21 protein-coding genes are annotated in these 21,673 nt (G+C 38.1%); 5 read left to right on the top strand and 16 right to left on the bottom strand.

Going from position 1 to position 21,673, the window contains the following annotated elements:
* The first annotated feature begins 330 nt into the window (after window positions 1-330).
* A complete protein-coding gene (locus tag RG963_RS08465; RefSeq protein WP_310575826.1) occupies window positions 331-1,206 on the top strand; it encodes a CBS domain-containing protein in 876 nt (291 codons plus the stop codon).
* 134 nt (window positions 1,207-1,340) lie between these two features.
* Here the strand turns inward: RG963_RS08465 and hisE are convergent, their stop codons facing one another.
* The 3 genes from hisE to RG963_RS08480 all read right to left on the bottom strand — a co-directional run bounded on the left by hisE (window position 1,341) and on the right by RG963_RS08480 (window position 3,969).
* Entirely contained in the window at window positions 1,341-1,655 is a 315-nt protein-coding gene (gene hisE, locus RG963_RS08470) for a phosphoribosyl-ATP diphosphatase (protein ID WP_310575827.1), read from the bottom strand.
* Between the two features lie 60 nt (window positions 1,656-1,715).
* Window positions 1,716-3,002, bottom strand: coding sequence for a 3-isopropylmalate dehydratase large subunit (locus RG963_RS08475; RefSeq protein WP_310575848.1), 1,287 nt, complete (start codon window positions 3,000-3,002; stop codon window positions 1,716-1,718).
* 160 nt (window positions 3,003-3,162) lie between these two features.
* Window positions 3,163-3,969, bottom strand: coding sequence for a YkgJ family cysteine cluster protein (locus RG963_RS08480; protein ID WP_310575828.1), 807 nt, complete (start codon window positions 3,967-3,969; stop codon window positions 3,163-3,165).
* A gap of 157 nt (window positions 3,970-4,126) precedes the next feature.
* Between RG963_RS08480 and RG963_RS08485 the strand changes: the two genes are divergently transcribed.
* A complete protein-coding gene (locus tag RG963_RS08485) occupies window positions 4,127-4,630 on the top strand; it encodes an amino acid-binding protein (protein ID WP_310575829.1) in 504 nt (167 codons plus the stop codon).
* Window positions 4,631-5,342: 712 nt separating this feature from the next.
* On the opposite strand, the gene RG963_RS08490 is transcribed toward RG963_RS08485, so the two are convergent.
* Window positions 5,343-6,845 (bottom strand): PKD domain-containing protein, encoded by a 1,503-nt coding sequence (locus RG963_RS08490; RefSeq protein ID WP_310575830.1) that lies wholly within the window; start codon window positions 6,843-6,845, stop codon window positions 5,343-5,345.
* Between the two features lie 272 nt (window positions 6,846-7,117).
* Here RG963_RS08490 and RG963_RS08495 point away from each other — a divergent pair.
* A protein-coding gene (locus RG963_RS08495) for an IS1 family transposase (RefSeq protein ID WP_310575831.1) occupies window positions 7,118-7,800 on the top strand; the annotation gives its coding sequence in 2 pieces (ribosomal slippage) (window positions 7,118-7,438 and window positions 7,441-7,800; 681 coding nt in all).
* Here RG963_RS08495 and RG963_RS08500 read toward each other — a convergent pair.
* The 5 genes from RG963_RS08500 to RG963_RS08520 form a co-directional block, all read right to left on the bottom strand.
* Window positions 7,783-9,534 (bottom strand): hypothetical protein, encoded by a 1,752-nt coding sequence (locus tag RG963_RS08500; RefSeq protein ID WP_310575832.1) that lies wholly within the window; start codon window positions 9,532-9,534, stop codon window positions 7,783-7,785. The genes RG963_RS08495 and RG963_RS08500 overlap by 18 nt on opposite strands.
* 232 nt (window positions 9,535-9,766) lie before the next feature.
* Entirely contained in the window at window positions 9,767-10,498 is a 732-nt protein-coding gene (locus tag RG963_RS08505; protein WP_310575833.1) for a class I SAM-dependent methyltransferase, read from the bottom strand.
* A gap of 451 nt (window positions 10,499-10,949) precedes the next feature.
* Window positions 10,950-12,254, bottom strand: coding sequence for a transposase (locus RG963_RS08510; protein WP_310575834.1), 1,305 nt, complete (start codon window positions 12,252-12,254; stop codon window positions 10,950-10,952).
* 339 nt (window positions 12,255-12,593) lie between these two features.
* Window positions 12,594-13,115, bottom strand: a complete 522-nt coding sequence (locus RG963_RS08515) for a permease (protein WP_310575835.1) — start codon at window positions 13,113-13,115, stop codon at window positions 12,594-12,596.
* The gene (locus tag RG963_RS08520) at window positions 13,112-13,531 is read right to left on the bottom strand and encodes a permease (protein ID WP_310575836.1); all 420 of its coding nucleotides are present in this window, start codon (window positions 13,529-13,531) and stop codon (window positions 13,112-13,114) included. Before RG963_RS08520 ends, RG963_RS08515 begins: the two co-directional genes overlap by 4 nt.
* A 378-nt stretch (window positions 13,532-13,909) precedes the next feature.
* Here RG963_RS08520 and RG963_RS08525 point away from each other — a divergent pair, with 378 nt between their 5' ends.
* Entirely contained in the window at window positions 13,910-14,377 is a 468-nt protein-coding gene (locus RG963_RS08525) for a universal stress protein (protein WP_310575837.1), read from the top strand.
* Window positions 14,378-14,715: 338 nt separating this feature from the next.
* On the opposite strand, the gene RG963_RS08530 is transcribed toward RG963_RS08525, so the two are convergent.
* From RG963_RS08530 to RG963_RS08560, 7 genes are all read right to left on the bottom strand, one after another.
* Window positions 14,716-15,264: a hypothetical protein gene (locus tag RG963_RS08530; RefSeq protein ID WP_310575838.1), complete on the bottom strand. Its 549-nt coding sequence runs from the start codon at window positions 15,262-15,264 to the stop codon at window positions 14,716-14,718.
* A gap of 439 nt (window positions 15,265-15,703) precedes the next feature.
* Window positions 15,704-16,348: a cytochrome c biogenesis CcdA family protein gene (locus RG963_RS08535; protein WP_310575839.1), complete on the bottom strand. Its 645-nt coding sequence runs from the start codon at window positions 16,346-16,348 to the stop codon at window positions 15,704-15,706.
* Window positions 16,349-16,352: 4 nt separating this feature from the next.
* Window positions 16,353-16,934: a thioredoxin family protein gene (locus RG963_RS08540; protein ID WP_310575840.1), complete on the bottom strand. Its 582-nt coding sequence runs from the start codon at window positions 16,932-16,934 to the stop codon at window positions 16,353-16,355.
* A 412-nt stretch (window positions 16,935-17,346) separates the two neighbouring features.
* Window positions 17,347-17,511 carry a carboxymuconolactone decarboxylase family protein gene (locus RG963_RS08545; RefSeq protein ID WP_310575841.1) on the bottom strand — a complete coding sequence of 55 codons (165 nt, stop codon included), beginning with the start codon at window positions 17,509-17,511 and terminating at the stop codon, window positions 17,347-17,349.
* Window positions 17,512-17,899: 388 nt separating this feature from the next.
* Window positions 17,900-18,616 (bottom strand): polysaccharide deacetylase family protein, encoded by a 717-nt coding sequence (locus tag RG963_RS08550; RefSeq protein ID WP_310575842.1) that lies wholly within the window; start codon window positions 18,614-18,616, stop codon window positions 17,900-17,902.
* Window positions 18,591-19,721, bottom strand: a complete 1,131-nt coding sequence (locus RG963_RS08555) for a glycosyltransferase family 4 protein (protein ID WP_310575843.1) — start codon at window positions 19,719-19,721, stop codon at window positions 18,591-18,593. The genes RG963_RS08550 and RG963_RS08555 overlap by 26 nt, the downstream gene beginning before the upstream one ends.
* Complete coding sequence (locus tag RG963_RS08560) at window positions 19,697-20,659, bottom strand: lysylphosphatidylglycerol synthase transmembrane domain-containing protein (protein WP_310575844.1); 963 nt, start codon at window positions 20,657-20,659, stop codon at window positions 19,697-19,699. The genes RG963_RS08555 and RG963_RS08560 overlap by 25 nt, the downstream gene beginning before the upstream one ends.
* A 697-nt stretch (window positions 20,660-21,356) precedes the next feature.
* Here RG963_RS08560 and RG963_RS16555 point away from each other — a divergent pair.
* Window positions 21,357-21,662, top strand: coding sequence for a hypothetical protein (locus RG963_RS16555; RefSeq protein ID WP_396654703.1), 306 nt, complete (start codon window positions 21,357-21,359; stop codon window positions 21,660-21,662).
* Window positions 21,663-21,673: the final 11 nt, after the last annotated feature.

The raw sequence follows: 21,673 nt of genomic DNA on the forward strand, positions 1-21,673 counted from the left end.
TTATATAAAGATTTTTATGAATGAAGAGTTTTAACAAAACAAACACGCAAGCAAAAGTTTCGCAGAGATTCCTGGAGGCGATTTCCTGAAAGGAAATTTATTGCTCGGCTTTGGATTTGTAATTACAAATCCTGTAATAAACTTCAATATAAGGCATAAAACCAGCTGGATATTCAAAGCATAACCGGACTCTTTTTATATTTGTAATAGTAATTTGTAATAGGAATTTATAATCATTAATTATGGTAAATACATACGATAACATACATTATCGATGTACAGTTGTTATACATCATCCTTATAAAGGTATATGAAATTAATGGTGATAATATGGAACTCACTTCGATTCAAAAAGATATTATTATTTCATTAATCAACCTTCAGCGGCAAAAGGATCGGGCAATCAAAGGGGAAGAGATAGCCGAGGTCATCCAGCGCAATCCTGGAACTATCCGCAACCAGATGCAGTTATTAAAGGCCCTGGGGCTTGTGGAAGGGGTGCCCGGACCAAAAGGAGGGTACAAACCTACAGGAGCAGCGTACGATTCGTTACGGATCCAGCAACTTAAAAATGAGTCAGTGGTTCCTCTCTACAGAAACAATGTGATGGTTAACGGAGCTACAGCCGCCGAAATTAGTTTTACGACCGTCAGGAATCCTGACGCCTGTAACGGAGTCATTCGTGTAATAGGAAATACAAAAGACTTTGTGATGGAAGATAAGCTTCAGGTGGGTCCTACGCCTGTAAACCGCCTGATAATCCGTGGAGAAGTTACAGGAAGGGATGATACTAACAACTCTATTCTTTTCAATATTACGGAAATGGTTTCTCTTCCTAAAAAGCATGTTAAACATTATATGAAGTATCCTCCCTTGCTTGTGAACCTGAACGCAAGTATTCAGGAAGCAACAAGGCTTTTTATCCGGAATAACACTCATGGAACCCCTGTGGAGGATAAGGGGAAAATCGTAGGGATAATTACCTATACGGATATCGCCCACGCCATTGCCCAGGGAAAACCGAATGTAAAAGTTAAAGACATTATGACAAAAGAACTTATCACAGTTGATGGGGATATGCAACTCTATGACGTAGTAAAACTCTTCCATAAATATAATGTAGGAAGACTTATCGTAACAATCAATGGCGTACCCAAAGGAACCCTGTCAAAAACCGATGTCCTGAATGAACTTGCAGTGTACTAAAAATTAATATTTCTCAGGGCTTCTTTAAAGAGCGGGATAAAATCCCGCAAAAGCAGCCGGAAAAAATACCAATATTCTCAAAATATCGCGTTGTCTGCATTTTTAAACTAGGAGATAGAAAAACCTTCAGGTCTTCAATCCCTTTTCATGCTTTCATGTCTGGCACTGAGTTCGGCTGCGATTTCATCAAGGGTGATATTATTTGCCGCAAGCATTACCAGAAGATGGAAGATAAGGTCCGAACTTTCCGAAACGATTTCTTTATGGTCTTCATTCCTGACTGCAAGAATTGTTTCTATTGATTCCTCTCCTACTTTTTCAAGAATTTTATTCATGCCTTTGCGATGGTTCAAAAGCTTGCAGACATATGAACTCTCGTCATAGTTCTGTTTCCGGTCCAAGATAATCTCGTATACCCTATTCAAAATTGATAAATCAGCATCCTGCATTCTAGCACCTGTTTATATAATATACAGAGAAATATTTAAAAAAGTAAAAGCAGGAGATTTTCAAACCTTCCTTGGATCAGTAATTTCTCCGGTCAGGGCTGATGCTCCTGCAGTTGCAGGGGAAGAGAGATACACAAAGGATTCAGCACTTCCTTCTCTGCCTTTGAAATTGCGGTTGGAGGTTGCAAGGCCCACTTCTCCTGCACCAAGCAGACCGAAGGAGCCACCCATACAGGGCCCGCAGCAGGGAGATTCCACGATTGCGCCTGCATTCATAAGTTTTTCTATGTATCCGGCTCTCAACAGTTTCATGTATTCGGTTCTTGAGGCGGGAACAACAAGGAGGCGTACACCCTTTGCCACAGGTTCGTCACCCATGATATCTGCCATGACCTTAATGTCTTCGAACCTGCCGTTTGTGCAGGAACCCATAAAGATCTGATCGATTTTCGTGCCTTCTACCTCGGTTACAGGCTTTACGTTATCCACATTGTGCGGGCAGGCCACTTGGGGTTCCAGATCAGAGACATCGTAATAACGGACCTCAGAATATTCCGCGCCCTCATCGGATTTCCAGTATGGATCAAACTCATAATACATAATCCGTTCTTTGAGATAATTTGCAGTCACTTCATCGGCTTCGATGATTCCTGCCTTTCCTCCCATCTCGATTGCCATGTTGGACATGGTCATGCGTTCGGGAATAGAAAGAGAATGGATTGTTGAACCTGCAAACTCGGCTGCCATATACCTTGCCCCTTCTACACCGACGTCACCGATCAGGTGGAGGATAAGGTCTTTTGAGTAAACATGCCTTGGCAGGTTACCTTCCACTTCAAAGCGGAAAGTCTCGGGTACTCTGAACCAGAGTTTGCCTGTAGCAAAAACAGCCGCCATGTCAGTAGACCCTACACCTGTAGAAAATGCACCCAGAGCCCCATATGCGCAGGTATGCGAATCCGAGCCAACTATAAGGTCACCTGGAAGCACATGCCCTTTCTCGGGAAGAACCTGGTGACAGACGCCCTCATAAACATCATAATTTAAAATACCTTGTTCCTCAGCAAATTTTCTGAGCATAATATGATTTGCTGTGGCATTAATCGAATCTGCAGGAACCTGGTGATCAAATACGATCACTATTTTCTTAGGATCCCATACTTTTTTTTCTTCTTTATCTTTCATTATCTCGTAAAAGCCTTTGACTGCTAGCGGACCCGTAATATCATGTGTCATTGCCAGGTCTATATTTGCCAGCACGAAATCCCCGGCTGTTACGGGATTTCCAGAGGCCTTCGAAAATATTTTTTCCGAAATGGTCATCGGACGATTTTCATTACCAGACATCCCGGTCATAGGGAATAACTGGCTCTTTCTAATAAATAAATTTAATTGATGGCACAGAGCAAACAAAGGCAAAAAAATCTTCCAGGTGCATGAAACGACAAATGTGTTTAAATAAAGATTGTCTGATCGATAGTATTACAGTGTTGTTGATTTTGTGCTGTCAATCAATAACTTTAGTACTTCCGGTGCTATCATGAACTATATAGGTACATGTACCATTTTCCAGGCTCTTCTTTGCAAGCTCTGGGCCCTTTTCCCCTCTCCTGAAATTTACAAATTTTTCATACATATTAAGTATGTCCTCAAGTTCCGAAATGTACCTGAAAATGAGGTTTTCTGCCAGCTTCTTGTTGTCTTCTGCGGATATAGGATATCCGAGCCCTTCACACTCGCATATCTGCAATCTTAGCTCTTCGATATAAAACGGATAGGTGCTGCACAGCATAGGGCGCACTTGATAGGCCCGGCATTTGTTTGTATCTTTTTCAAGAAAAATACAGTCTCCATTTTTCTTCCTCCTAAGTAACCACCCAAAGGCATGAATATTGCCCTCGCAATCGATATCCTCCTGAAGAAGCTTAAGAAACTCAGAGGAGACTGGTTCTTCATTTTCTTCCGGTACCCTAAAAGAATCGTTATGGTTATTTTCTTCATCCTCTCCAGGTTCATCCGGGATAGTGATATCCGGCACAAGTGGCCCTGCGACCTCAAGTTTTGAAAGGCCTGTATATTTCCGGATTCTCTCGATCTCGGAAGGGATTAGTACTACCCTATTGTCCCCGAAAGCCCGCCTGCAGCATTTTCCACAGTGCTGGCAGGAGAAACCTATTTTCCGGATTTCAGTTGCGAGCTTTTCAGGATCAAGCTTGCGGGCCAGTTCTATTTCCTTGTTGAGATTGGCAATAAGAAGCAACTGGTAATTTGTTTTTCCGGACATCTGTTTATTGCCTGCGCTGGAATCTTCCATGAAAAGACTCGTGTCCTGCAGGTACATCAAATTAACGCAGGAAACAATTAACGCCAAGAATATTCGAAAATGCAATTCAGGAAAACTTTTATTCGGCTGACAATGGATCATGATAAGAAACTATATATCAGGGAACCCGGCTTAAACTGAAGTTTATATGTGGCAGACATTACTCACAAAATTTGAAAAATATCCTGCTCAGGCAAAAGTGCTTACGCTGCTCTTTGAACGCGGGTTTCAGGTGAATAAAGAAGGAAAGGTCACTTCCGGAAGCATTGAGATAGCACATACACAGCTTGCAAAAGAAGCAGGTGTTGACAGGCGAGTGGTTGATGCAACCACAAAGACCATTATCTCAGATGAACTTCTAAGCAATATTTTTAAAAATGTTCATTCTATCCCTTTTCTCAGAGACGTAGCCCCTTCCCTTGGCCTGGGAGTAATCATTATTATCCCGGAAGATGCAGCCCACCCAGGCATTCTTGCAGAGGTTGCAGGCCTTATCTCCAAAAATAATTTGAGTATCCGCCAGGCTGTCTCGGATGATCCCTATCTTACTAACAATCCAAGACTCACCATTATCACCGACCAGAAAGTGCCTGGAAATCTCGTGGACAAGATTCTAAACCTGCCCTCAGTCAAAGGAGTGAGTATCTACTGAATTCTCCTCTATTAAATCACCATATAGGATTCAGGAACTAAAGAAGAAATGGAATAGAGAACCTCAATCAAACACTGTTTTTGCTCCTATCTGAACAATCTTTCCCTAAATTCTTCGCCTTACGGCTCAGGATTTCGAAGAAGGTGACTTTCCGCCTTATTGTTATAAAACGGTTGTCTTCGTGCTTATTGACTTATTTTCTGCCCCTTTTAAGCACCGAAATTACCGAAGATATCCCTAATCCCAAAAAATAATGCAAGCCATAAAATATTAATTAATTCAGTCACTGGCACCGATTCCTCTGCAGAACTGTTAACAATAACTATAACATTTGGCATCTTCTATTACGGTTTCAGTTCTCCAAGAGGTCGGTATAGAGGACAAGAGCAAAGGCCTTTACAGGTTCTAATATCGAGTCAACAGCAAAATGTCGTATAAAATTAATTGCAACTATTCAGAATCGTTAAATCTTTGAGTATTGACGCGACACTAGTGTCTAGGAAATTTAGTTATGAGTCATCAGAATTAAGAAAGGGACTACGGATGAGGACTTGTTTAAATATTAATGCCCTATAATTAAGTTTCCAGGACACTAGCTTTTCCTTGCTGATAGTCCTTGCATCCCTGCACCCTCATTTCAACTGTTTGAGTCTGCATCTTCAGTATATTCTGCATTAGCAGTATCTCCCGTATCTCCTGAATAACCGATCCTTTATGCATTACCTGTGCTATCAGTAGCCTCAACCTGAATAAGATTCATAATTTCTTTTGAGTCGTTCCCGTTTTCATTGCCCACTGTCAGGCCCACCGTATAATTTCCTGGAGACGTGTAAGTATGTTCCGGACTTTTTTCAGCGGACTGGTTGCCATCCCCAAAATCCCATAACCGACTAGTTACATTTTCCGAAATATCGACAAACTCGACCGTGAGAGGAACAGATCCTCTGGTAGTGCTGGCACTGAATTTAGCCACTGGCAGGACGGCAGAAGGCTGAATTGCCGGTTTCAAGACGGTAACGACAACGCATGTTGAGGAACTGCCATTTTTATTCTTTGCCGTAAGAGAGACTGTATAGTTCCCCGGACAGCAAAAAGTGTGCCGCGGGTCCGGGCAGCAAGATTTCTTCCCGTCTCCGAAACTCCAAGATAGAGAGTCTTCATTTTCGGAAAAATCAACAAAATGAACGGTAAGAGGAACATAGCCGCTTGTCACATTGGCACTGATTTTGGCCGCAGGGAGTATTGGATCAGAAGGACCTGGAGCCTTCAGAACATTTATAGTTACATATGTCGAGTCGCTGCCATTTTCGTTCGTGGCATTTAGAGTGACCCTATAATTGCCTTCATTAAAGAAAGTATGCAAAAAGTCAGAAGAGTCCGAAGTCTTCAGGTTTCCTAGATCCCACATCAGTGAGCTGGCATTTTCGGAGAAATCGATAAACTCAACTGTAAGGGGGGCATATCCGACTGTCACATCGGAAGTGAAAATTGCCTCTGGTAACGCCGTAAGTTCGGGAGTGAAATTCATTAAAGGCCTGTAATCAGTACTGTTTGTCCGGTGATTGATGATATATGCCATGTCACCTATGCCGTCTCCATCCTTATCCTGTCCTGCATAATCACTCCAGTAATTGCCTGCAGTACGGTTCCAGACGTTGAATTCATTCTCTCTGGCGTTATTCGTGTTATTAAAGCAATTGTTGTATATTGCGTTGCCCGCAGAAGCAAATGACTTAATGCCACAATCGATGTTCGAATATACTATATTATTGCTCAAGGTATTATTGTCGGACTTAGACAGACAGATCCCAATGTAGTTTTCCGATATATCGTTATCACTTATAAAACAGTTCTGAGCGCCATTGAGGTAAATCCCGCATTTGCTGTTAACTATTGAGAAACCGCTGATTGTCACATCATGGGCAATTACGTTGAATGCGTTGTTCTCTTTATTCTCTCCGATAATAACAGTATTATCGGGATTTTTTGAATCCGAGATTATTGTCAGGTTATCCTCATTGATTTGAACACTTTCTTTATATTCTCCGGGTTTTACAAGGATAGTGTCACCTGAAGATGCTTTATCTACTGCAGCCTGGATCGATCCTCCGGGAGAAACATAAATATTTCCTGCCGCCCCAGTTTCTGATATTAGAATCAGAGCCATAAATATTACAAATAAGCAGATCCATCTGAAAGTTCGAATTTTTGTCATTTTAACCCGCACATTAATCCAGGAATTTATAGAATTATTTCTAAAAAGGATGACATATAAAATTGTTGATTTAAAACAATATTATGAAACGGAAATAAAAATTAAAGTACCCAAAAAGATTCTACCGGGGAAAATCTCTTTACGAGGTTATTCACCTTCAAATAATCCCGCGTATGGAATCTACTAGATAAAAATAATTTTGGCATTGGTAAATAAAAATAGGGCATTGGTAAATAAAAATAGATATATATACTTATAACCTATATTTCTGCATGAATTGCCCAAAATGTAATAGTTCCAGTCACAAAAAGAATGGCATAGTTGGCGGGCGTCAACGGTACAAATGCTCTGATTGTGGCTATAACTATACAGTAGAGATAAAATCAACTGCTTTTTCCGCTTCTGTAAAAAGACAGGCTTTGCAACTCTATCTTGAAGGATTGGGCTTTCGCTCAATAGGACGATTTTTAGGGGTAAGTCATGTTTCTGTCCAAAAATGGATAAAGAAGTTTGGTCAGGAGTTAGAGGAACTAAAAAGCGAAAATGAGATATCTATTGTTGAAATGGATGAAATGCATACTTACATCGGTAACAAAAAAAATATTGCTGGATCTGGATTGCTGTTGATAGAGTTGGGAAAAAGTTCATCAACTGCTCTTTTGGTAGCAGAGGAACGGAAACTGGACAACTACTCTGGGAAAAATTAGAGAAGAAAGAGATTGGAGAAGTGATGACAGATCACTGGAGGGCATATGCAGAGTTCCTTCCTGAAACGATTCATACTCAATCCAAAGCAGAAACGTATACAGTTGAAGGATATAACAGCATATTGAGGCACTTTCTGGCAAGGTTGAGAAGAAAGACAAAGTGTTATACGAAGAGTCTTGAAATGCTAAAGTACTCGGTTCTTCTATTGATGAAATACAGAAATAAAGAGTTAACTATGTTTAGTTAACAATGCCAAATATATTCCATAAGTATGGTTATTTTCAACCCAGAAAGTAATTGAATTATCCTGCTCTATGTTATAACTAAGGAATTTTTTGGATGTATTATCGTAAACCTGTGTGTTTTTTCCAGCATTTGTGTTTACATTTACAAGAGCAATGGCACCATTTGTGCGTGCATCAAATATGACAGAATGTTCAGTATATTGAAGGTTCTCAAAACTGGCATCATATGTATTTCGACTTATTTGACTATACTCATAAAAAGACACTATGGATACATTATTTGAATCATAATTATCTACCCAGTTTCGAAATTTTGAGCGGCTAATTGAATATTTTATAGCTGGATCCTGATCAAGTTCGTGGGTAAAAATAGGGTGTACCATACCTGCTCTGGATGCCGGTTCCCACCATTCCCATGTGTCATCGTCCAGATTTCCAACATCTTTTTCCGCATGAATTCCTAGGTCTCCATTTCTCCATAACATCCCTAAGTTTTCATATGCATAAATTGCATGTGTAACAGTGTCTCTATTTCTCATAGAGCACCAGCTTGTTGGTTTTCTCCCGAATATCTCATAAACGTATGAATATCCTTCATCCATTACCTTATATGCCTGTTCAAGTGGTAAGCTATTCAATTCTTTAGAGTAATGTACTCCTACATCCCATGAATTATTGATGACCAGACTGCGCAAATATTCAAGATCCGTTTCATTGCACTGCTCAAGGATCTCTATATCAAACCATATCGTTCCTTTATTTTTTTTGCTGTTAAGGTAGCGTATTCCCTGCTCTGTTGTATTTCTAACATGCGGCCCATCAAGTCCAAAAGCCAGCATTCTGTTACTTCCAATAGCAGTTATGAGCTTCCGATTTGCTGTCTGATTTATACTGTATATATCAACATCCAGATGAGTTCCTTTTCCCAATATAAAAGAAGTGAACTTGATGTATCCGTTTGAAAAATCCATGTACGGTAATCTTTGCCTATCGGTGTTATAAAATGGGGTCACGATACAGTTGCCGTCTTTTGCTAAAATAGTATTTGTTTTATTGTATCCATCAAACATGATCTCAAAATCTGATTTTTCTGCCGCATTCCCGATGTATATGGTTTCAGATCTAATATCCTGAGAAGAATCTTCAAAATAGCTTTTTAATATAACATTATTATTTATTTTTTGAATAGTCAACTTTGACCCCGGGCTATTAAGCTCAACAAAACTTTTGGTATCATCCGTCTTTATATCTATCGAGATTTGATAGGTACATTTAACCATTGGTACAAGACTACATATGTAAAGTGATCCTGTTTGCCTTGGCTGCTCTCTATAGTGAATTAGTGGTATGGAAGCAGCTTCACAGAATCTGTGAGTCTCTGAAGATTTCATTAAATCCACTGTATATCCATTTACTCCAAATTCTAAAATAGTGTCTGCAATCGGAAATAAACTATAAAGAGATAAACGGGAGCTTCTTGTGACTTTATACTTTAGTGCTTTTGAAATATTGAAAGAAATCTCTGATTTCAGCGTCCCGTAAATTGCAGAATATAGTTTGTCATAAATCTTATTACCCTGAAGTTTTGCAATAAAAATATTGTTTGGAACACCGTTAAATTTAGAGTAATTTTGTGAAAATAAGGTGAGAATGCCCAGACCAATATGCTCAGGAGTTTTTGGAGTACCTTTACTAGGGAGAGCTTTAGTTTCTCCAATACATAAACTACTTAACATAAACAACACTGAGAAAAAATTTTTCAAACGATGACGGCTGTTCACTAAACCACCACATCAATTTTGAGACTTTTTAATATCTTCTGGAATCACCAAGATTTACCATGAATTCCACTAGCAATTGACTGTAATCAATCAAAAACTCCAAAAATAATAAAAAATCTCTCAAGTTTATATCTTATTTTAAATTTTGACTCGATTATTTTAATTCAATGCCCAACTAAACAGCCTTTTAAGTCCGAAATATTATTGCATGATATTTGTATTCGTAATACATTGATTGTACACAAATCATTTCAAAACCATTTTTATTTGCAATTTTTTTAATTTTATTGGGGTTATGGGAATACCCGAGAATATCTCTTGGACGATTTTTCAGGATCGCCGATATTATAGTCCGAAACTCGAAACCTGTTTTGCATAAAATTTTGAAGCCGTCCACGTTTTGTGAGAATAGCCCTATCTTCCACAATGGGTATAAACGGGAATCCATTATGTCAAAAAATACGAGTTTACCGCCTTTATTCAGATGCTTTGATGCCTCAAAGATAAATTTATCTATTTCTTGAAATGTCAAGAACTGAATAACACCGGCTGCAGTTATTCGGTCAAAAGAATAGTCCAGGTTCTCCCAGAGTGTTTCATGGTCAGCAAGAATAAGATCTATGTTTTCAAGCTTTTTTTTCTTGATCCTTTTACTTGCTTCTTCTAGCATAGATTCAGAAAAATCCACCCCTACAAGCTGTTCATACTGCGGAGCATAGTAAGTAAGGAGCTCTGCAGCGCCACAACCGAAATCAAGAAGTGTTCGACCTCCATCCAAGTGGAACAATTTTTCCCTTGCTTCCATAGCAAGAAAATCCTCCGATGAATATCTGTGCCCTCCGTGCTTCTTGTCCTTAAAAAAGTCTTTCCAAATATTTTTTGGCCCTACATATTTTTTGGACTCCAAAACCTTGCTCATTTTCAGATCTCTTCCTAGGCAATCGATAATGCACACATCTATAATATTTCATCTGTTTATAGGACTGACTCTAACTATCTATGAAGGAAACAAATAAATTCTGAAACTACTCGTATGCGCACAAGTATTTATAGTTATCGAATTGAATATTTTTCTAATTATCTTGTAATTATAGCAAAATATAGTTTCCAACGCAACTTATTACACCTATTAATGCTTATATTTTTTTATGGTGGGGAAGGAACAAATTCCTGAGTCTTTTTAATTTTTACTGGATCTTCTTCAATTTTGAAAAAATCAAGAAATTTCATTATAATTTGAGTAAACTAATCTACTCATTTTGAGAAAGTTTATTCATTGATGCAAGAACTTATATAATTTTTTTTGTTACATGCCCGATTTTTATGTAGATTTTCATCAGCTACCGCTATTGAAAGTTTCCATTTATCCATTATCCATACTGGAATCTTGCCCTCATTAAGGGAGAGAATCCTCTCCCTTTACCAGTGCGGAAACACTGTTTGTTGAAATAAGTAAACAAATTGTAACAGAAATTAGTTAGCCCACTATCAGTTTTGAATGATCTTGCTTTGTCTACGATATCACTTATCAAGGAAAAGACTTGTTCCATTGTATTATCCGTTTCTGGTGTAAAACCCTTTTTCAAGAAGCTTACATTCTTCTTGAAAATCTCTTCTGCATAAGAAATCGCTTTTCGAGACGCTTCTGAAAGTTCCAGATTATAGTCCAATTCTCGTATCTTTTGAAAACATACAACAGCACTGACAACAGTATCCGAACGTATTAATTGACATATTTCATTGTACACAAGCTCATCATTTTCGGGAATATTTTTGGTAGATCTGAATTCTTCAATATATCTCTTGCTAACGTTTTTCAATTGATGGAACACGCAAAAGGAGTGAGCTACTTCAGGGAAGACACTTTTTACAGCTCCAATGATTGCTTTATCTTCGTCAGAAATGATCTTTTGTATTTTGCCTTCCGGAAATCGGTTTTTTGTTCGTATGAAAAAAGGAAGAAGAGCTTCAATTGTTGGTAACCTGTCAGTTATCTCAAAATCCAGAATTACCTTTTCTTTTGTAGCGATAACGTAAACATATTGATACCGCATCTTTTTCCATTCTTTTATTGTAAGTTCTCGTCCTATCAGAGTTTCAAATTTCTTTTTCCATCCTTTTTTGATCCAATCTCCATCTACATACAACGTTTCGTCAAAATCAGTATTTTGATCTGAAAGTTCTTGCCTCGAAATTGCTGCCTGTTTTTGTTCATACAACCATAATGAAGAGGCACATGGAGCTCGTCCACATATATCAGTCAAACCTTCGGTATATGTTTCGCCTATTCTACAGGAATTGTGAAGACTGCATCTTCCATCGTATCTGACAACAATTTGTTTGTCATAGAACTCGTCGCTGTAATTTGCCGATCCAGAAACACCAACGATCTGATCATGAAAATATTTTTTACAATTAGGACAAATCCAGTATGTAGTACTGCAGTTTAGGGTGCCATAACTCGTGAGAAGTGAACGAGTATAGTGAGAGTTCACATTTAATTTAGCGCCACAAAAATCACAATGAGTAGGAGATATTAAAGAGAACAGAGAATGAAAGTGATTTTCAACCAGCAATTTTGGCAAAGGAATTAAGATATTGCCTTCAAATAGCGTTTTTACAATTGAATTATCGATTGATTTATTTCCTCTTCCCATTAAAAATAATTTACTCAATGAAATTTAAATTGTATTGTTTTGCACGATGGAGAGAAATAAGAGGTAGACCAGAAAATAATAAAAAGTCTCTCCTTTATAGACACAACATTTTCCTTCTCCGTCTGTTCCCATCTCTTTATAAGAAGAGCCCCAATGAAATCTCTCATCAGTCTCTTAAAATATATTATGTATATAATTATCCGGGTATGAATTTTTAAGAGATCCATACAAATCACTTTTATGTGAGTGAGACTGTTGGTGAGATCATCTTTGACAATTTTAGTATTCCAAACATTAAGGAACTCGGAGAAAAATCATATAGACAGTATTTTAGACTATACAATTTTTTTTGAATTCCTATGCTTTTACCTCTTCGACTTTAAACTCACTGCCAACTATTTTTTCCATCATAAATCCAATGCATATAAATAGCGGTAGTGATATTAGCGTCCTCAAGATTGTAAATTTTATCCCTAGGTAGCCTATCTCTATTCCCAACATAGGTAACTTCATGGATGAAAATGCTCCTAAATAAATGAAGATGTTCCTTACAGATGCACCTTTTTTAGATAGAATATAAGCAACAGGAAATGCTCCATAAAGAGGGCCTGCCTGAAGCATTGCCAACAAAATAACTAAAAAAATACCTTTAACTCCGGATTCTCTACCTATATGCTTTTCAAGCATCTCTTTTGGAACCCAAACATCAAAAAGTCCAATTATTATGAAAATGAAAGGAATAAATGAGATCATTTCTATAAAAAATTCCTCAAAATTAGAATATATAACAAGACCTGGCTTAAATCCTATAAAATATGAACCTGTAGAAAAGATAACAAACAGGATAACCCACATATAGTTTTTCAGGTATTTCTTCACATTAACCACCCCATCAAAATGCCTATTATTATTGCCGCAATTAGATTCAAGACGTTCCTCACTATTGCTGCTTTCTTACCAAAATATTTGATTTCAAGAGGCAATGTGACGACTCCAACCATCATCATAGTAGTCATAAAAACTGCAACAACAGCGTAAGTTGCGCCTTGCTTAAGTAAAGTAGCAGCCAGGGGATATGAGATAAAACCGGGTATTAGAGTAATTGACCCGATAGATGCAGCTATTCCAAAACCATACCAGCCAGAATTAGCTCCAAGATACTGCACAATTAAAGAATCCGGGATGAAGAAAAGTACTATGCTTATAAGAATTAAGATATTGAGAAACGGATGGAAAATGTTGAAAAGCATTTTTCCGCCTTTTTTCAGACCCAGAACTGTCTTCTCTTTATCCAAAGTAAAAGATAGAAATAAAATTATCCCGGTCAATAATCCAAAGATAATAGTATTGCTAAAAACCATTTTTCTCCGATCCTTTTGTAATGTGCCTAATTTTCTGCTGAGGAATAAGAAAACGACTTTTTAATATCAAGATATGTTGATATATTCGATTATAACACATAATATAAATATCTTACTTCAACTCTGCACGTATGTATTAAAATTATCAGGAAAAAAGGTAAAGGGATTGAAACCAATTAATGAAAATAAAGGCTCTGAAGTTATAGTCTTCAAAGTAAAAATTAACATTTCATAATCTGTGCAAGAAACGTTTATAGTCAACTTATCAATTAACAACGCGATTCAATACTATTCTGGAACTGGGGGAGATAAATGACTCTTAACAATATTTTCCAAAAAATCCTGATTGCAACAGACGGGTCTAAGTTCAGTCAAAGCGCCGTACTTCAAGGGATAGAACTTGCAAAATTTATGGGTGCGAAAGTCTATGCTCTTTATGTATTGAATAAAAACGCATATGTACCTCCTGTATTGGAAACACCGATTCATCTGGGTCCTAAATGGAATGTCTTGGAGGAAACACTACGCCAAGAAGGAGATGATGCTATCCAATATGCGAAGAAGGTTGCAGAGGATAAGGAAATCGATTATGAAGGTGTGGTTGTAGAAGGTGACCCTGCTCACGCAATCCTGGAGTTTGCAGAGCAGAAGAAAGTAGATATGATAATAATGGGAACCCTTGGTAAAGGTGGATTAGAAAGATTTTTACTTGGAAGTGTAGCAGATAAGGTTGTAAGGCACTCAAAGATTTCTGTTCTTGTGGTTAAGAAACAAAAGTAGAATTAAGGATATAAGCGGTTCTCTATTGAAAGGTTAGACGTCACCTGTATAAGACTTACGAAGTTGTTGGCTCTCCAAACATATACAAAACAAAAGAAGCAATTAAACCAGATATTCACCAAAAATGGAGCAGCCAGCTTTCCTTGTTCTTTTCTTCCAGTTTCAGAAGAAAAGTCTGGCAAGGCCCGTTGAAAGAACAACAAGTACAAAGTGAGAAATGAGGAACAGAGTGCTATTGATCTTAGTTTAGAGCGTGTCTTAAAATTAAATTTGGCTCTATAATTGGGACAGGACTTACACAGTTATGGCAACTATCAAAATTCTTCATCAAATGTCGTTTACTCACCCTCAAAGCGGCGGAGAATTAAATCAATAGGCTCTATTTCAAACTTCTTCGCACCAATAAGACAAGATCCTTCAAAATCACATGTCCAGATGGGGTATTCTGAATATTTATCCACAACATCTTTAAAAAACTCTCTAACTGGGAGTGAACGAAGGTTAATATATTTGTCCAGTTTTAGATCCAGGGTACCATAAAGCACTTCGGTTAATTCGTTTAGTAAATTTAACAGCACCATGGTTCGTTGGAATTCTGGATTCCACAAACCAATTTTTTCTACAATCTCGTTAACCTTTATATACTGCTCATACTCCCACATTTCAAGTATATCATTATTGAAATGTTTGGATACCATTTGATAAACGCCTGGAATATTAACTATTGATTGAGGAATTTCCTCGTTAAGAATCATCTCATTATTAAAATGTTTGGACACTATTTGATAAATGCCTGGAATATTAACTATTGATTGAAGAGTTTCCTCTTTAAGACGTGTGTAAAGAATTCTGTCAAAATCACCCATTGTCATTTTACTATAGTTCATGTTATCTCCATTGTTTAGCTAGCTAACTACAAGTTTAAATCCTAGTGTCTAAGAAATTTAGTTATGAGTCCTCATAATTAAGAAAGGGACTACGGATGAGGACTTTTTTAAATATTAATGCCCTATAATTAAGTTGCCAGGACACTAGTATTCGTGGGTCTTGCTAGCAGATGTATAAACTCATAATGTGTAAATAATAATATGAGTTACGCACTTGAAGTACAAAATTGATAACGTTCGGTGTTGAGACCCGTTTTGTATTTTCTATAGTTGGAGGTTTAATTCTATTGATTTCTCCGTTCAACCGCGTAAGTTCTATTTATCTAACATATCTAATGAGTTCCGCCTTTGGATTTAACTTTGTCAGGCACCACTAACGACTTTTTAGTTATTAGATATCTAACAGCTTTCTGGGGGGTTAACCAAATAAATTTTAATTTCAAAAACCGTTGAAATGGTTCTGATAAATCATATAAAAGCCGACTCCTAGAATTACAAAGCCTGCAACTTTTTTTAACGGGAAACCATATTTTGAAATTTTCTGAAGCCTTGAGGAAGAAAAGCTTGCAGAATAAGCAACAAGAAGCATTGGGACGGAAAAGCCGAGGGAATAGATGAAAAGCATCACTGCTCCATAAACAATTTCACCCGAAACAGCAACCATTGTGAGGATTGAACCAAGTACTGAGCCGACACACGGAAGCCAGACAATCCCGAGAGAGAGACCAAGTAAAAGCCCTCCGAAAAGGCCCTCTTGTTTGGAGTTTGCAAGGGATGAAAAATTTCCAAAAATATTGAAAATATTGAGATCAAAGATCAGCGCAACGCCCATCGTAATAAGAAGAATTTCGGCGAAGATATTAAGGTAACCGAGATAAGCCGTGAATGTAGCCCCTAAAATGGAAGTAATGATTCCCATGCAGGTGAAGGAGATAGACAAACCTAACACAATTGCAAGTGGTCTGAATTTTCCTTTCTCAGTTGAATAAGCAAAAACAGCCGGAATTACAGGCAGAATACATGGAGAGAGCACGCTAACTACCCCTGCAAAAAAAGCTGCGATGGGAAGAAAATTGGAAAACATAAGTTTACACCTCTGTTTTCCTGGATTCAATAGCTTTCTCAAGAGTCTCTGAAATGGTTTCTTTGTCGGCGACACCAAGGAACCTTGCGCTTGTTCTGTCCTGGCTTTTGCTGCCGTCCTGCCGCATATACATGTATTTTCCGCCTTCAATATCCGTAATAATACAGGTATCTGGAATGGATCTTACTCCAAACTCTTCTGCAAACTCGGGGTTCTGTTTGACGTCAATAAGCATGAATGAGGCAGAATCCTGATACATTGGAAGTAGCTCTGAGAATATCTCTTCCTGTTCTCCACAGGGAATACAGCCCTTTGAACCGAGTTTCAGTACAACAGGACCTTTTTTGAGGGCTTCATCAACCTGGCTCAGGTTCGTAACTTCAATCAATTTCATTCCGCTGCCTGAATCGCTAATGTTCTTCGTAGTTTCAGCAGGCTCTGATTCATTGCCGGAATCATCCAGATCCGTGCAACCTGAACTGAAGAGCAGGAAACAAAAAATCGCTAAAATCGAGAGCGATTTTATCAAAGGGAAGGGTAAAAAAGGAATTCGTTCTTTACCTTGTATTCTATGCAATCGCTTCATTATAGTCCTCCAAAATCTTCATATTCTATTTTTATTAAGAAACAGGAACGGATTGTAAGATATCAAGATATATTGATATATTCAAGTATAACAAATATTATAAGTATTTCGCTCAAATTACATGAGTTCACTAAAAACTCGAGAAAGATAGTTGCAGTGATGAGCTCGATTAATGAGAGTAAAGGTTCTATAATTGATAAGACAAGCGAGGAATCAATCTATCTTCCCTCACCTCAATAGCTACAATCGCAGCTATTTCATCTTTCTTTAGAAATACCACCCTCAAAGATAAGCTCATAAATATTTTTGTCGTAAACATTTTCCCAGTCAAGTTGAGACTAGCTGCAATAAATATTGTTACTATAATTGCTTTGGAGACCTCTTCTCTGCTTATTTTTCGGTTCATTGCTCGCTAAGAATATTCATCAATGCAGAACTGGTACATTCTAAGAACAGAAAATACAACAGCTATAAGTTCTTTGGTTTTGAAGTCCAGATAACCATCTTTAAAAATGGAATTTCTCATCTGTCCGAAAGCTTCCAAAGTTTCAGCTAGCATTTCGTTCAATAATAACATTTAAATCTCCCCCCTCACAATTTAATAAATATACAAACATATAATATGCAATATAATTAAACAATTTCAATCACGGTGAACTTCTAATAAATTATTTCCAATTGTAAAGTTGCAGGACTTGGGAATAATTAAAGTAAAAAATGAAGGAAAGATGAGGCTCTATTCCATAGAAAAAGATAAAATCAAGAAGATTCTGAAAGTTGTTGAAGAATAACTTTTATTCCATTACTTCAGTTAAAACTCAAAACCTATCCGGCCTGAAAATCGTAATAGCCTGAAAATTACAACCTAATAAAATGATATAATGAAATCGTTTTCCAGGCAAAATTCTATTCAGTATCCACATCCCCTAAAAAGAGAAAAAATTTTGCTTATTTTTTCCAGGTCATCACTTATATTTTTCTAGGTTTGCTCTTTCTTGTAAAGTTAAAAAATGGTAGTTTTCAGCTTTTAAATCACGGATCAGGACTTTAAGGTTTCCGAGGGCTTTTTCTCCAGTATTGAACTTGCAATCCAGACGTATAGGCATGTCTGACATGTCCACAAATTCCCAGGGATGCACAAAGATCACAGGAGCTTTTGAACGTTTGAGCAGCGGGAGAAAAAGGGCTGGAGGCAGCCTTAAAAAAGAAGAGGTAATCGTAGCAGGAATCCTGATTATTTTGCCTTCTACTCTGCTTCTGGGAAAAGGTGGTTTGTATGCTGCAATAGAGGAATCGTACAGGAAACCCTCTTCTTCCAGGAATTGAAGATAATTTCTCGGGAACTGGAGATTCGGAGCCCTGAAAGATACCAGCCTCTTCTCAAACTGCCTCAGAACTTTCCCAGCCTGTTTAAGATCAATTCTGGCTTCTTCCTCTTTCATCCGGTCAAAACGTGCATGGGTATATCCATGACAGCCAAGCTCGTGTCCTTCTAGTGGAATTCTATGTATCATGTTCGGATACTGCTTCGCCATCGTTCCGGTGACAAAGAATGTAGCTTTTATCCCTTCTTTTTTGAAAAGATCCAGCAATTTAGGCAGTCCCTCTTCCATACCTCTCGTACTTGTAAGCATGGGTGGGCAGTCTTCTTCCACATCAATTGTTATTGTGATATTTTTCATAAATGACACTTGTATATACGGTGGTTGTCTGCTCACATATTTTGTCCCAATCATAATTTGAAAGCCCCTGTAGAGCCTCCCTGGCAAATGAAGCTCGCCGGGCCGGAGTTTCGATTAGATTCCGGAGGAGGGATGAAAATTCCTTCAGGCTATCTGCAAGGTAGCCATTTACGCCGTTTGTGATGATATCCGAGACTCCACTATTATTCATTGCCACAACAGGAACATTTTTTGAGATTGCTTCCAGGATCGAAATCCCAAAGGCCTCATTACTGGAGGGAAGGGCAAAAATATCTGCCTTTTCCAGATATCCCATTACTTTTTCCCTGGATATTTCCCCTGTAAAATGGAAGTTTTCGGACAAACCGGATTCTTCTACCCTTTTTTCCAGTTTTTTTCTAAGTGGGCCATCTCCTATCATTATAAACATCAAGTTTTCATGTTTTTCCAGAAGGGAAGGGGCAATGTCCACAATATGCTGAACACCTTTCTTTTTTGTCATGCGTGCGGTCGTGACGATTACAGTCTTTCCTTTCGTATCTACAGGCAAGGGAACTTTGACGATGCTATCTTCGGAATCAACGCCATTAAAAATCCGATAAATAGGTTTTGCTGTCATTACCTTTGAGTCCTTTTCAACTGCTGAACTTACAGCAATTACAGCATCGGTATTTTTTAGAAGCAACTTGCCTGCAAGATAATAAAGAAGGCGATATGGCGTATTTCCCACAAGGGAATGGTTGGTAACTACTACAGGAATTCCAAGTTTCCTGGATGCGACAAGAGCAGACATTCCAATAGGAGAATCCAGTCCATGGGAATTGACAATTTCATAATTCCCTTTTTTCAAAAGGCTGAAGAGTTCTTTATAAGCATTTGGCGGGAGAAATAGATTTTGCCCGGGTAAAGGTCTGCCTTTGATCCTTATCACTGAGACTCCATCTCTGATACTATATTCAGGGACACCCGGATGGCTCCTCGTAATAACGCTCACCTCATGGCCTTGTATGCTCAGGGTTTTGGCAAGAGTATGCATTGAATACTCGATTCCTCCGACCTTTGGAAAATACCAGTCACTTATCAATGCGATTTTGTGTTTTTCCATATCTTAAACCCTCCGTAATAAAACAGGTACAGGAATCCTATCACGCCGCTGAGCCCAAAGGAGATAAAACGCTCGAGAAAGACGAAGCTACTTGCTTGAGCGAGTGGTAACCCGAAATAGAGAAGAACAGAGATCAGACCTCCTTCAACTATTCCCAGCCCTCCAGGAGTTATTGGCAGGCTTCCAAGCAGCAGGTATAAAATTGAAACTGTTGCAATCAAATGTAGAGAAAAAGGAAGGTTCAGAGCTAAAGCAATCAGTTTGAGACGTATTATATCAAGAATCCAGACTGCAGAGGATAAAAGAAGAACAGCAATAAAGGATTTGTGAAGCTGTCTCCAATTTTCATCAATACTCTTGAGAAGTGATGATAACTTTTCTCGGAAAATCCATATTACTACTCCTGCTACAAGGAAGACTGAAAGCAATAAATAGGTTGAGCTTAACGTTAAACTATTTTTTATGGGTAAGAATTTGATCTCTAGCGAGGGGAATGAGTATAGAACATAAATTAATAGCATGGAAATAGGTATTGCTTCAACCAGCCTTTCGAAGAGAATTGACACGAAAGCATTCGTATAACTTATTCCATACGTCTTGTTAACCCAAAATATCCGAAGTGGTTCGCCTCCTGCCCTGCTTGCCGGAGTTAGATTATTTGCGAATATTCCTCCGAAAATAACTGGAACAAGATCTGTGGCCTTGAGATCATATCCGATACAGGAAAGAACCTGCTGCCAGCGGACTGCAAATAAGTAAACACTCAGAAGGTAGACTAAGAACGCCAGGATAAAATAACTTATTCGGATTTCACTGAGAATTCTCAAGCTTTCTCCCAGAATAGGTGCGAGATCTATCCAGTAGGTGCGGACCAGAAATACCCCTGCTGTGAGCAGTAAAAGGATCACAATGACTTTCTTCAAGATTACAGGGTTCAAAAATACACCTTCACAGGAGTTCAGAGTGGGATTTTATTGTAAATAGTTTTCCATTATTTAAAGTCTGTTCCGATACGAAATTTTCCCTAAATTGAGACTGATTTACACTCTGGAGCTGGCAGTTTTCCCAATCGAAAAAAGAAACACTTTAAAAGTGTTCTTTTACATTCCCGAAGTTCGTAACTAATCAAAAGATATCTCTCATTTTCTACCCCTAATACCCATTCTAGTTTTAGGCTCTTTTTATATAATACCTGTCATTAGTGCCTTTTTTTTTTCTGTTCATATTGAGAGGATAAACGTATATGCTATACAGAAAGCTTGGCCAAATGGATAAAACAGTTTCTATAAGGGTTTCGGTGTCATGCGGCTTTAAAAGGCATTAGTATTGTCATCATAGAGCCTATTCACGGAGGATGCCTCGTCAAACATTCCTCCCGAAATCCAGAAGGTCTGAAATTTTGCAGGGATAAAGCGAAGCCCTGTGGAATAAAGCCTACGCTATCTCTGCGATTAACCTTAAATAAATATTGTTCTTAGCGGCACGTCAGCGCTGGCGCGGGTAAAGACTAATATAGAACTTACAGCTGGAGGTTTCCCTTATTCCATTGAAATAGAAGAAAAGGACTGAGTTCAAGGATGAAGGGAAATATACAGGTCTAAAACGAGAGTTAACTGTACTGTGTGCCAGTACTGCATGCCTTGTCCTTCAGGAGTAAATATTTCAGAAAGCTTTAAATATCTCAATAATGCTGAGATGTTTGATCACGTGGATGATGGAACATTTTTATACAGTGGTCTTGAAGGTAAAGTTTCAAGCTGTACGGAATGTGGACAGTGTAAAGAAAAATGCTTTAAAAAACTCCTATTAGAGACGTACTTAAAAAGGTTGCAAAATTATTTGAAACTTAATCCTGAATTTTTCTTATTCAGGAGTATTTCAAATTTCTCCCCTGCTTTTTTCCTCTGGATATTACCTTGCTTTAATTTTTGGCATTGGTAAACAAAAATAGG

The organism is Methanosarcina baikalica (assembly GCF_031461075.1).
Lineage (GTDB): Archaea > Halobacteriota > Methanosarcinia > Methanosarcinales > Methanosarcinaceae > Methanosarcina > Methanosarcina baikalica.

Excerpts from the sequence above, each read along its gene's own strand:
- RG963_RS08555 (WP_310575843.1), bottom strand. The coding sequence starts at position 19,721 with ATGGAAAAACACAAAATCGCATTGATAAGTGACTGGTATTTTCCAAAG.
- RG963_RS08475 (WP_310575848.1), bottom strand. The coding sequence starts at position 3,002 with ATGTCTGGTAATGAAAATCGTCCGATGACCATTTCGGAAAAAATATTT.
- RG963_RS08540 (WP_310575840.1), bottom strand. The coding sequence starts at position 16,934 with ATGAAGCGATTGCATAGAATACAAGGTAAAGAACGAATTCCTTTTTTA.
- RG963_RS08545 (WP_310575841.1), bottom strand. The coding sequence starts at position 17,511 with ATGTTATTATTGAACGAAATGCTAGCTGAAACTTTGGAAGCTTTCGGA.
- RG963_RS16555 (WP_396654703.1), top strand. The coding sequence starts at position 21,357 with ATGCCTTGTCCTTCAGGAGTAAATATTTCAGAAAGCTTTAAATATCTC.
- RG963_RS08525 (WP_310575837.1), top strand. The coding sequence starts at position 13,910 with ATGACTCTTAACAATATTTTCCAAAAAATCCTGATTGCAACAGACGGG.
- RG963_RS08530 (WP_310575838.1), bottom strand. The coding sequence starts at position 15,264 with ATGAACTATAGTAAAATGACAATGGGTGATTTTGACAGAATTCTTTAC.
- hisE (WP_310575827.1), bottom strand. The coding sequence starts at position 1,655 with ATGCAGGATGCTGATTTATCAATTTTGAATAGGGTATACGAGATTATC.
- RG963_RS08535 (WP_310575839.1), bottom strand. The coding sequence starts at position 16,348 with ATGTTTTCCAATTTTCTTCCCATCGCAGCTTTTTTTGCAGGGGTAGTT.
- RG963_RS08485 (WP_310575829.1), top strand. The coding sequence starts at position 4,127 with ATGTGGCAGACATTACTCACAAAATTTGAAAAATATCCTGCTCAGGCA.
- RG963_RS08500 (WP_310575832.1), bottom strand. The coding sequence starts at position 9,534 with ATGTTAAGTAGTTTATGTATTGGAGAAACTAAAGCTCTCCCTAGTAAA.
- RG963_RS08465 (WP_310575826.1), top strand. The coding sequence starts at position 331 with ATGGAACTCACTTCGATTCAAAAAGATATTATTATTTCATTAATCAAC.
- RG963_RS08505 (WP_310575833.1), bottom strand. The coding sequence starts at position 10,498 with ATGAGCAAGGTTTTGGAGTCCAAAAAATATGTAGGGCCAAAAAATATT.
- RG963_RS08480 (WP_310575828.1), bottom strand. The coding sequence starts at position 3,969 with ATGGAAGATTCCAGCGCAGGCAATAAACAGATGTCCGGAAAAACAAAT.
- RG963_RS08490 (WP_310575830.1), bottom strand. The coding sequence starts at position 6,845 with ATGACAAAAATTCGAACTTTCAGATGGATCTGCTTATTTGTAATATTT.
- RG963_RS08550 (WP_310575842.1), bottom strand. The coding sequence starts at position 18,616 with ATGAAAAATATCACAATAACAATTGATGTGGAAGAAGACTGCCCACCC.